The organism is Mucilaginibacter phyllosphaerae (assembly GCF_004378255.1).
GTDB classification, from domain to species: Bacteria; Bacteroidota; Bacteroidia; order Sphingobacteriales; family Sphingobacteriaceae; genus Mucilaginibacter; species Mucilaginibacter phyllosphaerae.
Window position 1 is genome coordinate 197,517 of sequence record NZ_SNQG01000004.1, and the last position, 18,240, is coordinate 215,756.

General features: G+C 42.6%; 20 protein-coding genes. 6 read left to right on the forward strand and 14 right to left on the reverse strand.

Translation table 11 applies throughout. The annotated features are described in order from the left end of the window. The first annotated feature begins 11 nt into the window (after positions 1-11). Positions 12-455: a hypothetical protein gene (locus E2R65_RS11975; protein ID WP_134336714.1), complete on the forward strand. Its 444-nt coding sequence runs from the start codon at positions 12-14 to the stop codon at positions 453-455. A gap of 25 nt (positions 456-480) precedes the next feature. Here the strand turns inward: E2R65_RS11975 and E2R65_RS11980 are convergent, their stop codons facing one another. Next, positions 481-2,385, reverse strand: coding sequence for an OmpA family protein (locus tag E2R65_RS11980; protein ID WP_134336715.1), 1,905 nt, complete (start codon positions 2,383-2,385; stop codon positions 481-483). Between the two features lie 39 nt (positions 2,386-2,424). After that, positions 2,425-3,048 (reverse strand): 7-carboxy-7-deazaguanine synthase QueE, encoded by a 624-nt coding sequence (locus tag E2R65_RS11985; RefSeq protein ID WP_134336716.1) that lies wholly within the window; start codon positions 3,046-3,048, stop codon positions 2,425-2,427. A gap of 167 nt (positions 3,049-3,215) precedes the next feature. On the opposite strand from E2R65_RS11985, the gene E2R65_RS11990 reads away from it, so the two are divergent. Next, positions 3,216-4,001, forward strand: coding sequence for a hypothetical protein (locus tag E2R65_RS11990; RefSeq protein ID WP_134336717.1), 786 nt, complete (start codon positions 3,216-3,218; stop codon positions 3,999-4,001). A gap of 32 nt (positions 4,002-4,033) precedes the next feature. Here the strand turns inward: E2R65_RS11990 and E2R65_RS11995 are convergent, their stop codons facing one another. From E2R65_RS11995 to E2R65_RS12025, 7 genes are all read right to left on the reverse strand, one after another. Beyond that, positions 4,034-4,915, reverse strand: coding sequence for a bifunctional 5,10-methylenetetrahydrofolate dehydrogenase/5,10-methenyltetrahydrofolate cyclohydrolase (locus E2R65_RS11995; protein WP_134336718.1), 882 nt, complete (start codon positions 4,913-4,915; stop codon positions 4,034-4,036). A gap of 89 nt (positions 4,916-5,004) precedes the next feature. Next, complete coding sequence (gene lepA / locus E2R65_RS12000) at positions 5,005-6,792, reverse strand: translation elongation factor 4 (RefSeq protein WP_134336719.1); 1,788 nt, start codon at positions 6,790-6,792, stop codon at positions 5,005-5,007. Positions 6,793-6,868: 76 nt separating this feature from the next. Beyond that, on the reverse strand, positions 6,869-8,512 hold the full coding sequence (locus tag E2R65_RS12005) for a hypothetical protein (RefSeq protein WP_134336720.1): 1,644 nt from the start codon (positions 8,510-8,512) through the stop codon (positions 6,869-6,871). A gap of 89 nt (positions 8,513-8,601) precedes the next feature. Further along, positions 8,602-9,708, reverse strand: a complete 1,107-nt coding sequence (locus E2R65_RS12010) for a serine hydrolase domain-containing protein (RefSeq protein WP_134336721.1) — start codon at positions 9,706-9,708, stop codon at positions 8,602-8,604. Positions 9,709-9,830: 122 nt separating this feature from the next. Next, positions 9,831-10,073 (reverse strand): MoaD/ThiS family protein, encoded by a 243-nt coding sequence (locus E2R65_RS12015; RefSeq protein WP_134336722.1) that lies wholly within the window; start codon positions 10,071-10,073, stop codon positions 9,831-9,833. 74 nt (positions 10,074-10,147) lie between these two features. Then, on the reverse strand, positions 10,148-10,549 hold the full coding sequence (locus E2R65_RS12020; protein ID WP_134336723.1) for a pentapeptide repeat-containing protein: 402 nt from the start codon (positions 10,547-10,549) through the stop codon (positions 10,148-10,150). An 88-nt stretch (positions 10,550-10,637) separates the two neighbouring features. Next, positions 10,638-11,060: a secondary thiamine-phosphate synthase enzyme YjbQ gene (locus E2R65_RS12025; protein ID WP_134336724.1), complete on the reverse strand. Its 423-nt coding sequence runs from the start codon at positions 11,058-11,060 to the stop codon at positions 10,638-10,640. 161 nt (positions 11,061-11,221) lie between these two features. Here E2R65_RS12025 and arsN2 point away from each other — a divergent pair, with 161 nt between their 5' ends. Together arsN2 and E2R65_RS12035 are read left to right on the forward strand one after the other, a co-directional pair. Next, complete coding sequence (gene arsN2, locus E2R65_RS12030; protein WP_134336725.1) at positions 11,222-11,653, forward strand: arsenic resistance N-acetyltransferase ArsN2; 432 nt, start codon at positions 11,222-11,224, stop codon at positions 11,651-11,653. Positions 11,654-11,693: 40 nt separating this feature from the next. Further along, positions 11,694-11,957: a DUF4342 domain-containing protein gene (locus E2R65_RS12035; protein WP_134336726.1), complete on the forward strand. Its 264-nt coding sequence runs from the start codon at positions 11,694-11,696 to the stop codon at positions 11,955-11,957. 2 nt (positions 11,958-11,959) lie between these two features. Here the strand turns inward: E2R65_RS12035 and E2R65_RS12040 are convergent, their stop codons facing one another. Further along, positions 11,960-13,927, reverse strand: a complete 1,968-nt coding sequence (locus E2R65_RS12040; protein WP_134336727.1) for a tetratricopeptide repeat-containing sensor histidine kinase — start codon at positions 13,925-13,927, stop codon at positions 11,960-11,962. 214 nt (positions 13,928-14,141) lie between these two features. Here E2R65_RS12040 and E2R65_RS12045 point away from each other — a divergent pair, with 214 nt between their 5' ends. Continuing rightward, positions 14,142-14,444 carry a hypothetical protein gene (locus tag E2R65_RS12045; RefSeq protein WP_134336728.1) on the forward strand — a complete coding sequence of 101 codons (303 nt, stop codon included), beginning with the start codon at positions 14,142-14,144 and terminating at the stop codon, positions 14,442-14,444. Between the two features lie 83 nt (positions 14,445-14,527). Here E2R65_RS12045 and E2R65_RS12050 read toward each other — a convergent pair whose 3' ends face one another. Both E2R65_RS12050 and E2R65_RS12055 read right to left on the reverse strand, forming a co-directional pair. Beyond that, positions 14,528-14,725: a hypothetical protein gene (locus E2R65_RS12050; protein WP_134336729.1), complete on the reverse strand. Its 198-nt coding sequence runs from the start codon at positions 14,723-14,725 to the stop codon at positions 14,528-14,530. A 72-nt stretch (positions 14,726-14,797) separates the two neighbouring features. Then, positions 14,798-15,976 carry a hypothetical protein gene (locus tag E2R65_RS12055; RefSeq protein ID WP_134336730.1) on the reverse strand — a complete coding sequence of 393 codons (1,179 nt, stop codon included), beginning with the start codon at positions 15,974-15,976 and terminating at the stop codon, positions 14,798-14,800. Positions 15,977-16,170: 194 nt separating this feature from the next. Here E2R65_RS12055 and E2R65_RS12060 point away from each other — a divergent pair, with 194 nt between their 5' ends. Further along, complete coding sequence (locus E2R65_RS12060) at positions 16,171-17,520, forward strand: PhoH family protein (RefSeq protein WP_134336731.1); 1,350 nt, start codon at positions 16,171-16,173, stop codon at positions 17,518-17,520. A 62-nt stretch (positions 17,521-17,582) separates the two neighbouring features. Here E2R65_RS12060 and E2R65_RS12065 read toward each other — a convergent pair whose 3' ends face one another. Next, positions 17,583-17,906: a hypothetical protein gene (locus E2R65_RS12065; RefSeq protein ID WP_134336732.1), complete on the reverse strand. Its 324-nt coding sequence runs from the start codon at positions 17,904-17,906 to the stop codon at positions 17,583-17,585. Positions 17,907-17,910: 4 nt separating this feature from the next. Further along, positions 17,911-18,036 (reverse strand): hypothetical protein, encoded by a 126-nt coding sequence (locus E2R65_RS19925; protein ID WP_260172203.1) that lies wholly within the window; start codon positions 18,034-18,036, stop codon positions 17,911-17,913. Positions 18,037-18,240: the final 204 nt, after the last annotated feature.

Genomic DNA, 18,240 nt, shown 5'->3' on the forward strand with positions numbered 1-18,240 from the left:
ACTAACTTGTCATGATTAAACTAAACCCCGTCCTAACAATTTTGTTAATTTTTATTATTTGCCAAAGCTGCTCTACTAACAGCAGTAATAGTAATGCTGTTAAAAATGACCGCGTAAAAATGGATAATGGAAGAAAGTATGTGCTTACTATTTATCAGGAAAAACTAAATTCCGCAGGAAATAAATTTGAACCCTTTAATCACATAGATACTTTAATCGCAGTTAATGATACTGTAGCATATCTAAATGCTTTAAAAAAATTTTATAATCAAAAAATAGTTGAAAGGCAGCAGCACAATTACGGACAACCTAAATCGTTTAATATTGTAGATGCAAACGGAGTTGATTTAAAAGTAAACTTATCTGATAAAATAGTAATTGGCTTGAAAAATCAAGTAGAAAATACCCCTGATGTGAAAAAAATGCTTAATGAATATCAGAAAGATAGTTTATAACTTTTTACAAGTTCCTCATCGGTTATCATTTAGCTATAATCATAAACTCCGTTCTGCGGTTTAAAGCACGGTTCTCATCGCTTGTATTTGGGGCAATGGGCTGTGCTTCGCCATAGCCTTTATAAACCAGGCGGGTTGCTGCAATGCCATTGGCCGACAGGTACTGATAAACTGAATTGGCGCGCTTTTCTGACAGGGTTACGTTAGCCTGGTTATTCCCTACATTATCTGTAAAGCCCGACACCTCTATTTTAACGGTTGGGTTCAATTGTAAAAATTCTATCAGTTTTTGCAGTTCGGCTTTTGATTCGTCTTTTAATGCGAACTGGTTGGTATCAAAGAAAATGTTTTTCAATATCACCTTGTTGCCCACCTCGATAGGCGATAGCATCACCGAGATATTAAATGCCTTTTTATCCTTTAAACCTATTAACGAAAAATTATCCGAGTAAAACAAATACCCTTCTTTAGAGATATTTAAGCCATAGTTTTTACCTGCACTTAACGTGGCCAAAAACTCACCGGTGCTTTCAGCGCTGTAATCCTGGTAAACGGATATGTTTTTTTGCAGGTCTATGATCTCCACAGCTGCCTCCAGCGGCGCTTTTGTTTTTTTATCTGTTACGATGCCTTTAACATAAGTTACGATGTTAGGGCGCAGGTTAGCAGGCAATTCAAAAGTGTAAATATCAAACCCGCCATAACCTTTTAAATTATTTGATGAAAAAAAGGCATAAGAGCCATTTGCCGTTAAGGTAAGGCCGTTCTCATCCCCGTTAGAATTAATGGGGTAACCCAGGTTCTCCGGCTTTTGCCACTTGTCGTCTTTACCCAGGCGGCTCACAAAAAGGTCTCTGCCGCCCAGGCCGGGCCAGCCGCTGCTGCAAAAGTAAAAGGTATGATCATCCGGATGGATAAATGGCGATTGCTCGTCGTAAGATGTGTTTATCTGCGGGCCCATATTTTCCGGCTCGCCCCAGCCCTTGTCTGTCAGGGTAGATTTCCAGATATCATAGCCGCCGTAACCGCCTTTACGGTTACTTACAAAATACAGTGTACGCCCGTCTGCGCTGATAGAGGGCTGTGCTTCCCAGCCCGAGGTATTAATGGGCGGGCTTAAACTAAAGGGCCTTGCCCAGTCGCTGCCTTTTTTTTGGGCGATATAGATATCACAACGGCCCAAACCATCGGGCCGGTTGCAGCCGGTAAAAAACAGGTATTTACCATCCTGAGAGATAGATTGGGCACCTTCGTTATAAGCGGGTGTATTGATCACATCGCTCAGGTAAACAGCGTTTTGCCATTTATCGTTTAATTTTGCGCTTTTATAAAAATCTTCGTTGTTGTTTATCTTTCGGGTAAATATCAGGGTGCTTTCATCTGCCGTGGCAACAGGTAAATATTCGTCTGCTGCGGTATTGATCTCGGCACCCATGTTTATCGGCGTAAAGGCAACCGGGTGCGTTATGGATTGTATGCTGAATGTACAGTCTGCAATCAGCTTTTGGGCATGCGCCTGGTTTTGCGCAGTAATGTTAGGGTAGGTAAGGTATTTTTCTAAATGATGTAAAGCAGGCTCGTACATGGCAACGTTAATTTCGCAATCGCCAATTTTTAAGTAAACCGACCGGTTGTACTCCGGGTCGAGCGCAATAACTTTCAGGAAATGTTCAATAGCAGGTTTATAGATGTGCCGCATACGCAAAACATCGGCTAACTGGGCATGTGCCTCTACAAATTTGTTGTCAGATTTTACAGCCTGCTCCAACTGGGCAATCGCGTCGTCGTATAAATGATCGTCCAGGCTTTGGTTAGCCAGGGCGAAATACTTGATAGCTTCTTTATCGGTGGTTGAGTAGTGCCTGTCCTGTGCAGAAACGCCCACAGTAAACATCAGCAAAAAACTAAATAGAAAATATATTTTGCGCATTGGCTACTGATACGATAATCAATACACTAAGTTACAATTTTAAGGAATATTTAAGTATTTGTGCGTTTGTAAAGATATTTCCCACCGGGGGTTAGCCATTACGTAATCCACAATAAGCGGGGTCATTTCGGCATGTTTAGACCATTCCGGCTGCAGGTAAAGTTTGCAATCAGGGCCAACCAGCTTGGCGTGATGCTCGGCAAAAGCAAAGTCTGATCTGTTGAAGATGATCACCTTTAACTCATGGGCTTTATCCGCCACTTGCTGCGTAGGTGCTTTAAACTTTTTAGGCGACAGGCAAATCCAGTCCCAACTGCCCGAGAGGGGGTAGGCGCCCGAAGTTTCAATAAACGTTTTAATGCCGTTTTGCTGCAGGTTTTGGGTAAGATAATCCAAATTGTATATCAACGGCTCGCCGCCGGTAACCACCACCGCTTTGGATGGAAATTTAGAGGCATTATTTACAATCGTATCGGCAGCAGTAAGCGGGTGCAGCTCGGCATCCCAGCTTTCTTTCACATCGCACCAGTGGCAGCCCACATCACAGCCCCCAAGGCGAATAAAATAGGCAGCCTTGCCGGTATTGTATCCCTCGCCCTGTATCGTATAAAACTCTTCCATTAAAGGAAGCAATGTGCCATCTTCCGGAACCTGGTGTGCCATAATAGGGCGCAAAGGTAAGTTATTTGAGGTTAAAGCTAAAAGGCAAAGGGCAAAAGGTTTTGAATTGTGATACTGCGCAGATAAACGGCATGGATATATTTACGCTGTTTATCTTTAGGTATTTAGCTTTTACTAAAAATTAAGTATTATTACATAATTTTTATCGCATGAAGAAACTATACACACCCCTTGTATTATTTGCATTCTTCTGTCTAAGCTCGTGCGTTGATATAGAAGAGCACTACGATTTTAAAGCCGACGGTACCTGTAACGTTACTTATGGTTTTGATATGAGCAAGGCCTTGTCTATTCTTACAAATTTAGTTTCTGATTCGGTACGTTCTACCCCGCAGTTTAGTTTGGTAAAGGATACGACCATGAATTATTACAGCACGCTGGCCGATAGTGTGGTAAAAAAGATGACGCCAGGAGAGATCAATACAGCTAAAAACAGCACGCTTCATATCAATATGGATCTTACCCGGAATAAGATGAAGATCAATCTTGAATATCTGGCTAAAACCCAGGCCGATCTGGTTTATTATCTGCAGCATGTTTCTGCTTTTTCGATGAAGGTGCCACCTGCTGAGTTTGCCGACCCCAACAAAAAGATAACCAGCCAAAAGGCGGGTTCTGATGACTGGAAAGGCGAACTTTTGTTAAGCGGGCAGGATTATTACACTTATGAAATTACCGACCGGAAATTTTCGAGGACGATCAATAAAAATAAGTTTAATAATTTTTTTAAAAGCGCAGCTTCCAGGTTAGCCATGGCCAAAGCCATGCTGATAGATATGCCTTATAAACTGGTTTTAAAGTTTGCCAGGCCGGTTAAGAAAATTGATAATTCAAAAGCCTTATTATCTGCCGACAGGAAACAGGTTACCTTAATTACTACTATGGATGAGGTGATGAAAAACCCCGCCCTCATGAATCTTAAAGTAGATTTTTGATCTGCTTATCTTATGCAACAGGCCTTTAAAAATTATTGATATACATCCTTATTGGCAGATGCCAGCGTATTTTTTAAAAGCCCGATAATAGTCATTAAACCCACACCGCCCGGTACCGGGGTTATCCATGAAGCCTTTTGTGATACGCCTTCAAAATCAACATCGCCAAATAGCTTGTAGCCCGATTTGGTAACCGTTGAGGTTTCGCGGTTCATACCAACGTCTACTACTACTACGCCATCTTTAACCATATCGGCAGTAATGAAGTTCTTTTTACCGATTGCAACGATCAATATATCAGCATCAAGTGTAAACTTTTTAATATCGGGCGTGCGGCTATGGCAAATGGTTACGGTACAGTTACCCGGAGTGGTATTGCGGGCCATCAGGATACTCATAGGCGAGCCAACAATGTTACTGCGGCCTACAACAACGCAATGCTTCCCTGCCGTTTCTATGCCATACTCTTTAAGCATCAAAGTGATGCCATAAGGTGTTGCCGGGATAAATGATGGTAAATTGCGCTGCATGCGACCCAGATTCACCGGGTGGAAGCCATCTACATCTTTGCGATGATCAATACGTTCGGTTACTTTCTCCGGGTCGATGTGTTTGGGGAGCGGAAGCTGTACAATAATACCGTCGATATCAGCATCAGCATTCAGTTCAGATACTTTTGCAAGCAGTTCTTCTTCACTAACAGTATCCTCATAACGCACTAAAGTTGATTTAAAGCCTACCTTTTCGCAGTTTTTCATCTTGCTGGCCACGTATGTTTCGCTGCCGCCATTGTGGCCAACCAGTACGGCTACCAGATGCGGCTTGCGGCCGGTGCGCACTAAAATTTTGGCCGCTTCTTCGGCAATTTCGCCTTTAAGTTTTTCTGATACGTATTTTCCGTCTAATAACTGCATAATAGATATGAGATATGAGACTTGAGATATTAGATATAATTATTCGACTCCCGTCTCAAATCTCATATCTAACATCTCAAATCTAAAGATTAGTCTAATTTCAATACCGCCATAAACGCACTTTGTGGTATCTCTACGTTACCAACCTGGCGCATGCGTTTTTTACCTGCTTTTTGTTTTTCTAACAGCTTACGTTTACGCGATATATCACCACCGTAACATTTGGCGGTAACGTCTTTACGCATCGCTTTTACTGTTTCCCGGGCAATGATCTTGGCACCGATAGATGCCTGTATAATGATCTCGAATTGCTGGCGTGGTAAAAGTTCTTTCAGTTTTTCGCAGATCTTTTTACCAAAATCATAAGAGTTGCCGCGGAAGATCAATGATGATAAAGCATCCACCGGCTCGGAGTTCAGTTTAATATCCAAACGCACCAGATCGCTTGGGCGGTAACCTATCTGATGATAATCAAACGAGGCGTAACCCTTTGAAATGGTTTTTAATTTATCGTAAAAATCAAACACGATCTCGCCCATTGGCATCTCAAAAACCAGCTCAACACGGTCAGACGTGAGGTAGGATTGATTCTTGATGAAGCCACGTTTTTGGATACAAAGCGACATAACCGGGCCTACAAAGTCAGACTTGGTGATAATAGTGGCTTTGATATACGGCTCTTCCACGCGGTCGATCTTGCTTGGATCCGGAAGGTCGGACGGGTTATTTACCACTATCTCTTCGTTTCTGGTTGAATAGGCCAGGTACGATACGTTGGGCACGGTGGTAATAACCGTCATATTAAACTCTCGTTCAAGACGTTCCTGAATGATCTCCATGTGCAGCATGCCCAGGAAACCGCATCGGAAGCCGAAGCCTAATGCCGCAGATGATTCGGGCTCAAATACAAGCGAAGCATCATTCAGCTGCAATTTAGCCATTGATTCACGCAGCTCTTCATAATCCTCGGTATCAACAGGGTAAATACCCGCAAAAACCATCGGTTTTACTTCTTCAAAACCCTGTATCCCGCTTTCGCATGGGCGGGTAATGGTGGTAATGGTGTCACCAACTTTAACCTCTCGCGATTCTTTAATCCCCGAGATAATATAACCCACATCGCCGGTTTTAATCACATCTTTTGGAAGCTGCTTTAATTTCAGCGTGCCAACTTCCTCTGCTATGTATTGCTTTTCGGTTGCAAAGAATTTTACTTTATCACCTTTGCGGATCTCGCCGTTAACTACCTTAAAATAAGCTACAATGCCACGAAAAGAATTGTAAACCGAATCGAATATCAATGCCTGTAAAGGTGCGTCCGGGTCGCCTACAGGGGCCGGTACGCGTTCTACAATAGCACGCAAAATATCATGCACACCCATACCGGTTTTACCGGATGCAGCCAGGATCTCCTCGCGTTTACAGCCTATCAATTCCACAATCTGGTCTTTAACCTCCTCGGGCATAGCGCCGGGCAGGTCCATTTTGTTTAGTACCGGGATGATCTCCAGGTCGTTCTCTAAAGCCAGGTAAAGGTTAGATATAGTCTGCGCCTGGATGCCCTGTGCGGCATCTACAATAAGTAGGGCACCCTCGCAGGCGGCTATAGAGCGCGATACTTCATAAGAAAAATCTACGTGGCCGGGGGTATCTATCAGGTTCAGAACGTATTTCTGCCCGTCCAGTTCATAATCCATCTGTATGGCGTGGCTTTTAATAGTGATGCCGCGCTCACGCTCCAGGTCCATATCATCAAGCAATTGTGCCTGCGATTCGCGCTGGGTGATGGTATTGGTATATTCTAATAACCTATCGGCAAGGGTGCTTTTACCGTGGTCGATATGTGCTATGATACAAAAATTACGTATGTGCTTCATTCAGGCGCAAAAATAACTTTTTAAGCGGATAAATCAGTATCTACTTATCAATTAGGCTTTCGGATATTGAATTTTTCTATTTTAAAACCGGTTGTACAAATATCGGCGTTTCGCCTGCCTGTAATTTTAACTTGCCGTTTACGGTGTTTACCTGCCTGCTTTCCATGGCATCGGCGCCGACTTTTAAGGTATAAATAACGCCTTTTTTCGCCCCTGAAACGTCCAGAATGTACTCCGAACCGCGTCCGGTTTGATCCGGAACAGTCAAAACATAAATTACGTTGCGGCCGCTTTGATATTTGTCTACCAACGGGTCGGCATTGATGGTGCCTTTGTAAATGTAATTACCCATCAGCTTCTTCACCTGCAAAATATAGTCGGCGGCGGGGCGGCGATTGGGGCTCTCGGCCAAACCCGAAGTTGAGTACTGCTCCGCATTGTTTGGGAAGGCATCAAACAGCTGGTAAAAAAACAAACGACTGACACCATGCCTGGCATACAGCAATGATGAGCGCAGGATCCAGTCGGCCTGGGTAACCAGGGCCGGCTTGTTGCCTATGGCCGGTGCATGCTGGTAGCTTTGCGGGTTAATGTCATACCCGGTTTCGGTCACCCAAACTTCGGGCTTGTTTTTCAATCCGCCGGCCAGTTTTACAAAACCGTCGGCCACACTGCCAGATATGGATAGCTCGGGTGCTACGCCCGTTGTGCTGCGCTGATGGGTAAACACGCTGCCATCGTTGCTGTACAGGTGGTAATTGATCACATCAAAACAAAGGTTAATACTGCCATCGGGTTTTAGGCCCCGGTTGGTTTTGCACCAGGCTATCATGCGCTGCACATATTTAACATCTGCAGTGGCCAGGCCGCCCATTACTACCATCATGCCGGGGTCGGCAGTTTTTACACCCGCATTGTTGCCCAACGTGCCCTTGTGCCCATCATAAAAAGCCGATAGGTTGGCTGCATATTCCTCGGGCGATTGTGTGGCTTTGCCGCCTTTCCACCAGCGGTCGTTCTCGTTACCGCATTCGATATATTTGATGAGGCCGAGGCCAATTTTAACCGTATTAGTTGCATCGTTGTTCCAGCGGGGGCGGCTATCTGCTTTTACCAGGCCGGAGGCTATTTTTTTGTTAAACCCATACCGCGCAGCAAACTGAAACGCCGTGCGTGCCTGCACTATATAGGATGCAGGCACGCTGCGGTTAGCACCATAAGGCGTGGGCACATTCTCATCATCGCGCTCATCGGCGGGATAGGTATCCATCATCCAAACGGGCAGATTTTTCAGATCTGCCAAAACTAAAATACTATCCTGCTTACACCGGGTGTAAATCAAATCATAATTCCAGCTGCCGTTATTGGTAGGGTTGTAGGTGTAGTTACCTTCGGTATTTTCCAGCTTGTTCCAGTTAAGGTAATGCCTTACTGCGCTAAAATTTTTAATAAGCGCCATATTAGTTTCGTAAATATGGCTGCGATCATTTTTAGCGGCGGGGTTCTCTAAAAAATTCCATTCGTATGCATTTATGCCAAACATGTTTTTAAGCGGTACGGCGTTGGGGGCGGTATTTGCACGGGTGGCAGCTGCTGTATCGTCGCGGATGATGGTAAGCGGTTCTTTAAGTGTTTTTACCTGTTTGTTTCCGCATTGCGAAAACCCCAGTAATGCCGTAAAAATTGTTACGATCCCTTTTTGATAAACTGCTGATATCATGCTTTGCCGTGGCTTATATAATTGATACAAAGTAACAAGTAATTACTAATTTATAATGCCCGGTTATGGCTGATCTTTTTAATTGGAGATCAGTATTTGATCACCGTTTTTAATTTACCCCAAAGCTCATTGTCGAAACCGGATGCGGCCAGTGAAAATCCCCCGGCAGAATTGCCCATGCGGATGATCACCAGTTTTTGCGAAGGCACTACATATACTTTTTGATCGTTTGAGCCCAGGCCGGCATACATATCTGCCGGTGCATTCGGGATCAGCCCAACCGGAAACACAATTTGAGATTGCGGCACCATGCTGCTGCTTTTGCCATTCAGCCAGGTTAAGTAGCCATAGCTGAGGTTTAAATTTTGCGATGTGTTTACCTGGCTGTTAAAATAGGCGGTATCTGCCAATAAAACGGTGTTATCCCATTTGCCTTTGTTAAGCATCAGTAAACCAAATCTGGCCATGCTGCGCGCGTTACTGTAATAAACGTTGTTGTAGGTGGCGTTTTTTAACCAGGTACCGTTCATGCCTGTTTTATCCCTTATTTTTTGTTGAAAATAGGTGTTAAAGCTTTGCTTGCTGGCGTTTTCAATAACTTTATCCAGTATGGTGTAAGCAGCGTTATGATAGGCCCACCGCTTGCCTGCATCTGCTTTATAAACCAGGCAGCCGGGCAGTGTGCAATCGTTATTGGCTACGCCGTCATCCAGGCCGGTGGTCATGGTAAGCTGGTTTTTTATCGTGATCAGGTTTTCTTTAGCCAGGGGCTCCGACGTCCATCCGGCGCCTAAATATTTTGATGTTGGGTTATTGATGTTGATGAGGCTTTCCTGCTGGGCAATGCCTATTAAAAGCCCCGTTATGGTTTTACCTGCCGAAGCCCAGTACCAAAGGCTGTCGGCTGTAAATTTATCAAAGTACTTTTCGGCCACTATTTTTCCGTTTTTCAGGATGATGAACGCTTTGGTGTGCTGGCTTTCAAGATAGGGGTAAAGATCGTTCAGCGCGGTTTCATCCCATTTTAACGAAGCGGCTGTTGTAGTTTGCCAATCTGTACCGGTAATCGGCGGGAAATACAGCGAGGTATTATCAGGCACTGTCGGCGCAGGCTGCGGGGCCGGGTTATGTTTGTTGCAGGCTGCTGATAATAAGGTAATAATAAATGCAAAAAGGCAGGTAAATAGTTTTTTCATACAGGGGTTTTTAGCTTAAACTGTTTTGATTGCCAATGGTTTAATGTTATTATAAATATTATTGTAATAATATAAAACTTATTTAATAAACCTGTATAAGTTTGGCTCGTATCAATAAAAGATCATCCGCCGCTAACCGGCGGTATAATAGCTACTTCATCCTGCGCGGTTATCGCCCCGTTATCTGCTGCATATTCGTTATTAACTGCCAGCATATAGCTGGCCAGCTGCTTTAAGCGCGGGTAACGTTCTTCTAAACGTAGTTTTAATTCGGCGGCGGTTGCGCCTGCAGGCAATTCTAACTTGATTATCGGCCCTCCAAAAATATCTTTAGCAATGCCGAATGCCAGTATGCTGATCTCCATAATGCAAATATGCAATATCCCATTCAAAACCTTAAGGTGCTAACCGTTTATTTGCTGTTATAAACGCACACAGCCTATTGATGATAGGCCTTTAACAGGTCGGTTACCGGTATGCCGTTAATAGTTGTGCCGGTTAGGTTGCAGCCGGTTAGGGTTACATTGGTAAGGTTACAGTTGCTGATGGTACTGCCTTCCAAATCACAATCTTCAAATTTTAAGGGCCGGTGTTTAGCCTTTGGATCATGATAGAGGTGGCCTTTGGGGGGCATACCAATATTATGCAGGTAAGCACCGCCCATCTGTGCCCCGTTTATCTCCAGATCGCTTAAATTGGCATCCAATATCGTAACGTTGGTGGCCGACACATCTTCCATCAGCAACTCGTTAATGCACGACATCCGGATGGTTGAGCGCTCTATTCTGGCCTCGTAAACGTTTAATTGCTTCTGGCAGTTTATGATCTCTACTAATTCCATAAATCATCAGTTTTGATGTAATATATATGCCGCAAAAATGCAGCCAGTAATTGCACCAATCCAAAGCAGCCAGGGCAGCCTTACAGCGCTATTGGCCCCAGGCTGTAATTATTAAGTTGCGGCTGCCGCCGTGGTTGCGGTGTTCGCATAAATAAATACCCTGCCATGTGCCTAAAGCCAGCCTGCCGTTTCTGATAGGTATCTGAACCGAGCAGCCCAGCATAGCTGCTTTGAGGTGCGCAGGCATATCGTCGGCCCCTTCGTCATCGTGGCGGTATTCGGGGTCGTTCTCGGGCACGGCCTTATTAAAGTACATTTCAAAATCCTGCCTTACGGTTGGGTCGGCGTTTTCATTGATCGTTAACGAAGCCGAGGTATGCTGAATAAATACCTGGCAAATACCTGTTTGTATTTGCGGTAACTCCGGCATCGCATTTAAAACCTCGTAAGTGATGATATGGAAACCACGGCGTTTTTGTGGCATGCTGAGTAAATGCTGAAATATTTTCATAATAATGAGGACAATATAGTATAATACAAACCGGCGCTTAACAAGTTCTGGTTAAAATAGCTTTAAACACTATGTTTTTAGATAGCGCATGCCGTTAGATAATGCAGACCAATATGCAGGCAACGTAAAACAAAACAGCATAAATAATTGCTGTTAAAAACATGACCTTACAAATAAAACCTGCAGAATTGTATCGTGATGATGTGATTGAGCTGCTAACTGCACAAAACTTACCTGTAAGCGACCTGCCGGGTGTACTAAGCAATTTTTATGTTGCCACACAAAATGCGCAGATTGCAGGCGTAGCAGGGCTGGAAATATATGGCAATTACGGCTTGCTGCGTTCTGTAGCCGTACATGCAAACAGCAGGGGCAGAGGCATTGCTGCCGCCCTGCTGGACAAGATAGAGGGGCTGGCGGCCAAAAAGCAGCTGAATGCCCTTTATTTACTTACCGAAACGGCTGCAGATTATTTTGAGCAAAAAGGCTATGAGCATATTGCCCGGATGGATATCCCGGATGCGATCAAAGAGTCATCTGAATTTAAGCAGGTTTGCCCGGATACGGCAACCGCCATGCAAAAATCAATATAAGTATTTTGTAACTTACCCGTGGTTAATGCATCTTAATTATATGAAGAAGAAAGAGACCTTTAACATCCACGGCAGCAATCTGTTAAGCAGAATTAAAGAACTGATTGAGGAAGGTAATATTACCAGCATTGCCATCAACGATAAGCACGGAAAAGAATTAATGAATTTTTCTTTAACGATGGGTGTTGTTGCCGCGGTAATTGCACCAATGCTGGCAGCGGTTGGCGCTTTGGCCTTATTTATTGGGGAATGCAGCCTTACCATTGAGCGCGAGGAACCGGATGCGGAGGAAGAAACCAAATAAATTCAGCCTGCATCATTAAATGTTACGGTAAATGCCGAGCCCTGGCCGGGTTTACTGGCAACATCAATAATGCCGCCGTTGATGCCTGCAAATTCTTTACATAAAAGTAAGCCCAGGCCTGTGCCGCTTTCGTTACCGGTGCCACGGGTGCTTACATTTCCAAAACCGAATATCCCGTTTAGTTTTTCGGGGGCTATACCTATCCCGTCATCTGTCACGGTAAATGCAACTTTACCCTTATTTTTTACCGCACTTACCGATACCGTTGCGCCCTGATCGCTAAATTTTATAGCGTTAGATAACAGGTTACGGATAATAAATTCAAAATGATCGCTATCTGCCAGTACCTTAATATCATCAGGTACGCTGCAAATGATATTGATGCCCTTGGTATCTGCCACCCCCGCAAGGAAATTTACAGATCTTAATACCGGCGGTTTGGTTTCAAAAACAACCTGGTTTACCGGGATGCCTTTGATCTGCATCTGCCCCCATCTCAGCAAGCTGTCCAGCGTTTCTAACGACGATTTGGAGTTGATCTCTAACCGCTGCATCATTTCTTTACGATGCTGCGGCTCCAGGTCGTCGTCGATGATCTGCAGCAGGTTGATCACCGAAATAAATGGCGAGCGCAGATCATGGCCCAAAACCGAAAACAGCTTGTCTTTTACCGTATTTGCTTCCTGCAGCTTGGTATTTGTTTTGTTGAGCAAGTAGTTTAACTGCCTTGTTTTGTAATAATATACCGCCAGGATGATCAGGATCATCACTACACCGAATACGATGGCGTAGGCTACCTTCTGCTCAAGAATATGCTTGTTATTGGCAAACCTTAATTCCTGTACCCTTGCCTTTGATTGGTTAAGTTCGTAAGCGTTTTGCAGGTTTACGATCTGTTTAGACATTTTTTTATAAAAAAATTCATCTGCCAGCCGGTATTGCCTGTTACGTGCCTGGTAGGCTTCTTTAAATTTTTGCTGCGACTCGTAGATATCGGCAATGGCATTAAGCTCCTCCACCTGCTCTTTATAGGCATTTTTACTTTGCGATAATTGCAGGGCCTGCTGCCAGTAGTACAAGGCGTTTTTGGAGTCGGTTTTGCCGTAGGTGGTGGCCAGGCCGGTAAGGGTTTGTATCTGGCGGATGTAGTTATTTATTTTACGGGCTTTTGCCAGCGCACCCTTTTGCAGGTTAATAGAAGTTTGCTTATCGCCCTGTTTGGCATAAACTGATGCCAGCGTGTTGGTAAGCGTAATATTCAGCCCCTGGTATTTAGGTATATCACTCAGCGCTATGCCTTTTAATAAATATGCCTTAGCCTGTTTAAACCTGCCTGTTTCCCTGCAGGCGATAGCCATATCGTTAAACAAATTAAGCGATAGGTTAGAGAAGGGGAGCCCGTTGTTCAGCCTTTCGGCTGTGCTGTAGTAGTTAAGCGCTTCCCGGTATTTTTTTTGCCCTGCCGTTGCTTCGCCCAGCGTAATATAAGCTTCCATTTGGCCCATCAGGTTCCCGTCGTGCTGGCTAATATTCAGTGCCTGTAAAAAATAGCCTGTGGCTTTATCATACTGGCCTTTACGCATCTCTACCACGCCCAGCCTTATGTTTTCTGCAGCCATGCCTTTGGTATGCCCGGCTTGCTGATATAAACCAAGTGCCAGCAGGTACTTTTTGCGCGATGCTTCAAAATCCCCCACGTTATCATCAATCATCCCCAACTGGTTAAGCATCATAGCCTGCCCAACTTTATTGCCGGTACGTTTGGCAAGGCCCAGGGCAATGTTGGCATACAAGCTTGCCGAGTCGGGCTTATCATACCTGTATCGCGAAACCAGATTATTGTAATGGGCTATCGTATCTGTTTTAGCGGTAACAGATAGGGCATTTACCGTAAAGGAAACAGCGGTTAAAAGCAGTAATGAAACAATACTTTTAAAGCAGCAGATACTTATTTGCGAATGCAAATTCAAATTGTATATTCTTAAGAGGGTACCGTATTAAAATATGCCAAAGGTACCAATAATACATTTTTAACGGCCTGCTACATTGTAAATATTAAATTACAAGTTAAAAATTTGTGCAGATATAGTTACAATAACTTAATGTTATGTTATCAAAAAAAACTCAAATTTCGCAAACAACAGTAGTGGTGTAATTGTCATTGTATTATAATCTTAAAGCAATATGGTAATCTTAAAAGTTGGTACGGAACAAGAACCGGAAAAACAAGTTGAAATTGTAACCGAAAGGGGTGTTTGGGGAAGCGGCGCTTATAAAATTTTTGCTGCGAACTTTATAAACAAGTTCTCTCATAAGGATGTACCCAATGAACCCACTGATAGCAACGACCCGAATTTTTTGGGTGAGATAAGCATAGACAAAGAGCGGGAGAAATGGGAATACAAGGGCACCAAGCTAAAAATTCCCGAACTTAAAAAAATTGTAGATTTTATATTCGACTATAAAGCGCCAGACGCTGTTTATTAGCAATAATTATCTCATCGCTTACATTTAAAACAGGTTTAAATAATTTGTTTTGGATGTAAGCGATGTTGATGCCTGTTGATGTTTTACTTTAAGTTACTTTTAAGCATAACACGGCCCTTTTTGGTGAGGATAATGGTTTGCTTTTTTGATTTACTATCTGGCTCAACAAAATCAATAAGGTTGTATGATTTTAACTCCTGCAAATCATCTTTGCTGATATCCCCGGCTACGCCTTTTTCTGCAATTTTTTTCAGCGCGGCAACAACTTCTTCGTGTTTCATGGCGTAAAATTATAAATAATATTTTACGGATTGACTGACCGTGTGTTTTAATCAATGTGAGCAGATAATGAATTAAAAGTAACCTCTTGCAACTATTCGTTCCACACAATATTTAGCCATATCTGTAACATGGTTTTTTTCAAAAAATTTATTTATTGCTGACGATTCATTTTCAATACAAATTATGTCTGAAGTTTCATAATCCCCGTCTTTTGCAGTACGGTGAAAATTCAGCAATTCATTCATGCTCATATTTAATTTTATATAGGCCGAGATGACAATTTCATACCTTTTTTTTTCTAAAAAAATATCCAGGAATTTAATTTTACCGTCTTTGAACTTATCTAAAACACTTCTTGTTAAACCAAGCTCTTCTAACAAGCCACGTTCTGCAAATTGCAATATGTCAACACTGTCTTTATTCAAATCCTGTACATCTAATCCTTCGTCTACAGAAACATGCCACTTTCCGGCTTCTTCTGTATTAGATACAATAGCCGATCTTTTACAGAAAACCAATCCCTCGTTTACCTGCACGATAATATAAATTCCAAAAGAGGTATTAAGACATTTATATTCATTAAAATTATTGTAGAAAAAATTAAGATCTATTTGATTTGAGAAGCCTGTAGAACTGTTTAACCATCTGTAAATGGATCTTGAGACCTTATGAGTAAAATAATCGGTTTTAAACAGATCTATTATAAGCTGTGCTCTATCTGTATCCGGTATCCGTTTGATTTGAATATGGTAAACACCAAGTTTTTGCCCATTAAATATAGGATAAACTTTATTTATGCTATCTGCAAATTGTAAAGAGATGAGCTTTTTATTTACATCTAAAATGTGTTTAAAGTTATTGATTTTGCTAAAATCAAAGTCTTTAAGTCCATAATCTTTTCTTTTAAAATAGCTGGCACCAAATAAGTTGAATAGTTTATCCTGAAATTCTAAGGAAGGCGAAAAGAACAGGGATATCTTTGTAAGCCGGATTTGAATATCAGTTGGTATATAAGATAATTCTGCATGATCAAGTGCTAAAATATTATTAAACTGCTTAGTGTTGACTTTTTTTAACCGTTTTTTTAGTTTAATCGAGGTATCTACACCTTTTAGTTTTCCCAGTATTGTATCTCCAAACTTTCCAGTTATATAACCGAAAAATCCCCCTAATAAAAGATCAATATAGTTTGGAGTATAAATTTGCTTTGCTTCAAATGCTGCCAGCTTGAAAAGTAAAATAATGTTCATTGCTGTGTACTATAGGTTTATTAGCAATTTAAAACATATTTAAAATATAAAAAAGGGTGTTTACATCGTATTTAAAGGGGAAATATGTCTGTTTTTAAGTATGAATTCAACTCCTGATTTTTAAACCGTTCCCAACAATTGCAACATTTTCAACAACTGCTGTAACTCACCAATCAAATGCCTATTTTGCCTTAATGAAGGAATCTACAGGAAAAACAGACGGAAAGAAAAAAATATTTGTACTGGATACCTCGGTTATACTTTATGACCACAACGCCTTTGAGAATTTCCAGGAACATGACGTAGCTATACCCATACAGGTGCTGGAAGAACTGGATAATATGAAGAGCGGCAATGATACCCGCAATTTTGAAGCCCGCAGCTTTATCAGGCTGATGGACGATATGGCAAAAAGCAGGCTTATTAACCAATGGATCCCGCTGAACGGTAAAAGCAAAGGCTTGTTTAAGGTGATCATGGATGCCAAAAATACCAGTGCCGATGCCGAGATCGTTTTTGGATCTGATAAGATAGACCATCGTATTTTGAACGCCGCACTTGGTGTACAGTTTGAGTACCCGGACAGGAAAGTAATACTGGTATCTAAAGATATTTGCCTGCGCCTTAAGGCCAAATCGCTAAACCTGTATGCCGAGGATTACGAAACAGGAAAGATCAAAAACATTGAAGAACTTTACAGCGGTAAAACCACGCTGAACAAGGTTACCGAAAAAATATTAACCAAATTAAACAAAAATGACAGCCTGCCCATTGACGGCTTAGGCATCGACCCGAAAGCAGGTAACCAGTTTTATATCTTAAACAGCAAGAACGGGTCGGCGTCGGGCTTTTACAATTCGCAAAGCGGCCAGTTAGAAAAAGTGACCGAGCAGCCTGTTTTAAATATACAGCCCCGCAATGCCGAACAGGCATACGCCATACACGCGCTGCTGCACCCTGATATTAAGCTGGTAACCATACAAGGTAACGCCGGTACCGGTAAAACCCTGCTCGCTTTGGCCAGCGCGCTGGAGCAGCGTAAGCATTACCGCCAAATTTTTGTAACCCGCCCCATAGTGCCGTTAAGTAATAAAGATATTGGCTTTTTGCCCGGCGATGTAAAATCAAAAATTGACCCGTATATGGCCCCCATATGGGATAACCTGAAGTTTATAAAAGACCAGTTTGCCGAAGATGAGAAAATGCAGGCCAAGCTGGACGAACTGGTAAGTAACGACAAGATCTCGATCACCCCGCTGGCCTTTATACGCGGGCGTACGCTTAGTAAGATCTTTTTTATTGTAGATGAGGCGCAGAATTTAACCCCGCATGAGGTGAAAACCATCATATCCCGCGCCGGCGAGAATAGCAAGTTTGTATTTACCGGTGATATTTATCAGATTGATACACCTTATTTAGATGCAGAAAGTAACGGCTTGTCCTACCTTATTGATAAGGCAAAGGGGCATCCGTTATACGCCCATATCACCCTGCAAAAAGGTGAAAGGAGCGAATTGGCTAATTTAGCCACGGAGTTGTTATAAATATCGTGACAGCTTATTATCTATACTATGGGTAACGGGCGCTTGGTGCATTAAGCATTAACTTATGATCTTGGGCGTTTTGGGTTAAAGGCAACCAGGTAATCTAATTCATCCTCAATGATCGTACGCTTGTCTGCAGCGTTATTATCATTTGAAGATGATTGATTTAGCCTTGCCTTAACCTGGTTTAATACCTGTAAGAGTATCTCGGGGCCGATTTTTGTAGCTGCGGTAGGGAAATAATTCCGCTGGATCTTCAGCCTGTCGGCATTGGTAACCATACTAAACTCCCAGTTATCATCGGCTTTAAAGCCATGCTCCCGGGCCAGGTTGTTTAAATCGTACAGGTACATTTTTGTTTGTGTTTCGATGTTTTGTTCGCTCATTATCTTATTTTTTGGATGATACATCAGAAGAAGCCGAGCCTTTACCTGACTGATAGGCCGATTGCTTTTTATTTACGTTTACAGCGGGTTGCTTTTTGGTTTCTTTAACCGTTTTTCTGTCTTTACTCATGATATTAATTGATATTAGTGAAATTTGTTAATACGTTGCATGGCAATCCCCCGGCGGGTAATGATCACTAACTTAATGTTACCCCTGCAAATGGGCGGCAAAGCCAAATTGTTATTTATTGTGGAGAAGGAATTTCTTAAAGCTACCTTTTATTTAGCCAACAACAGCATGTTTATAATTTAAAAATACAGTTTTACAGCTTAA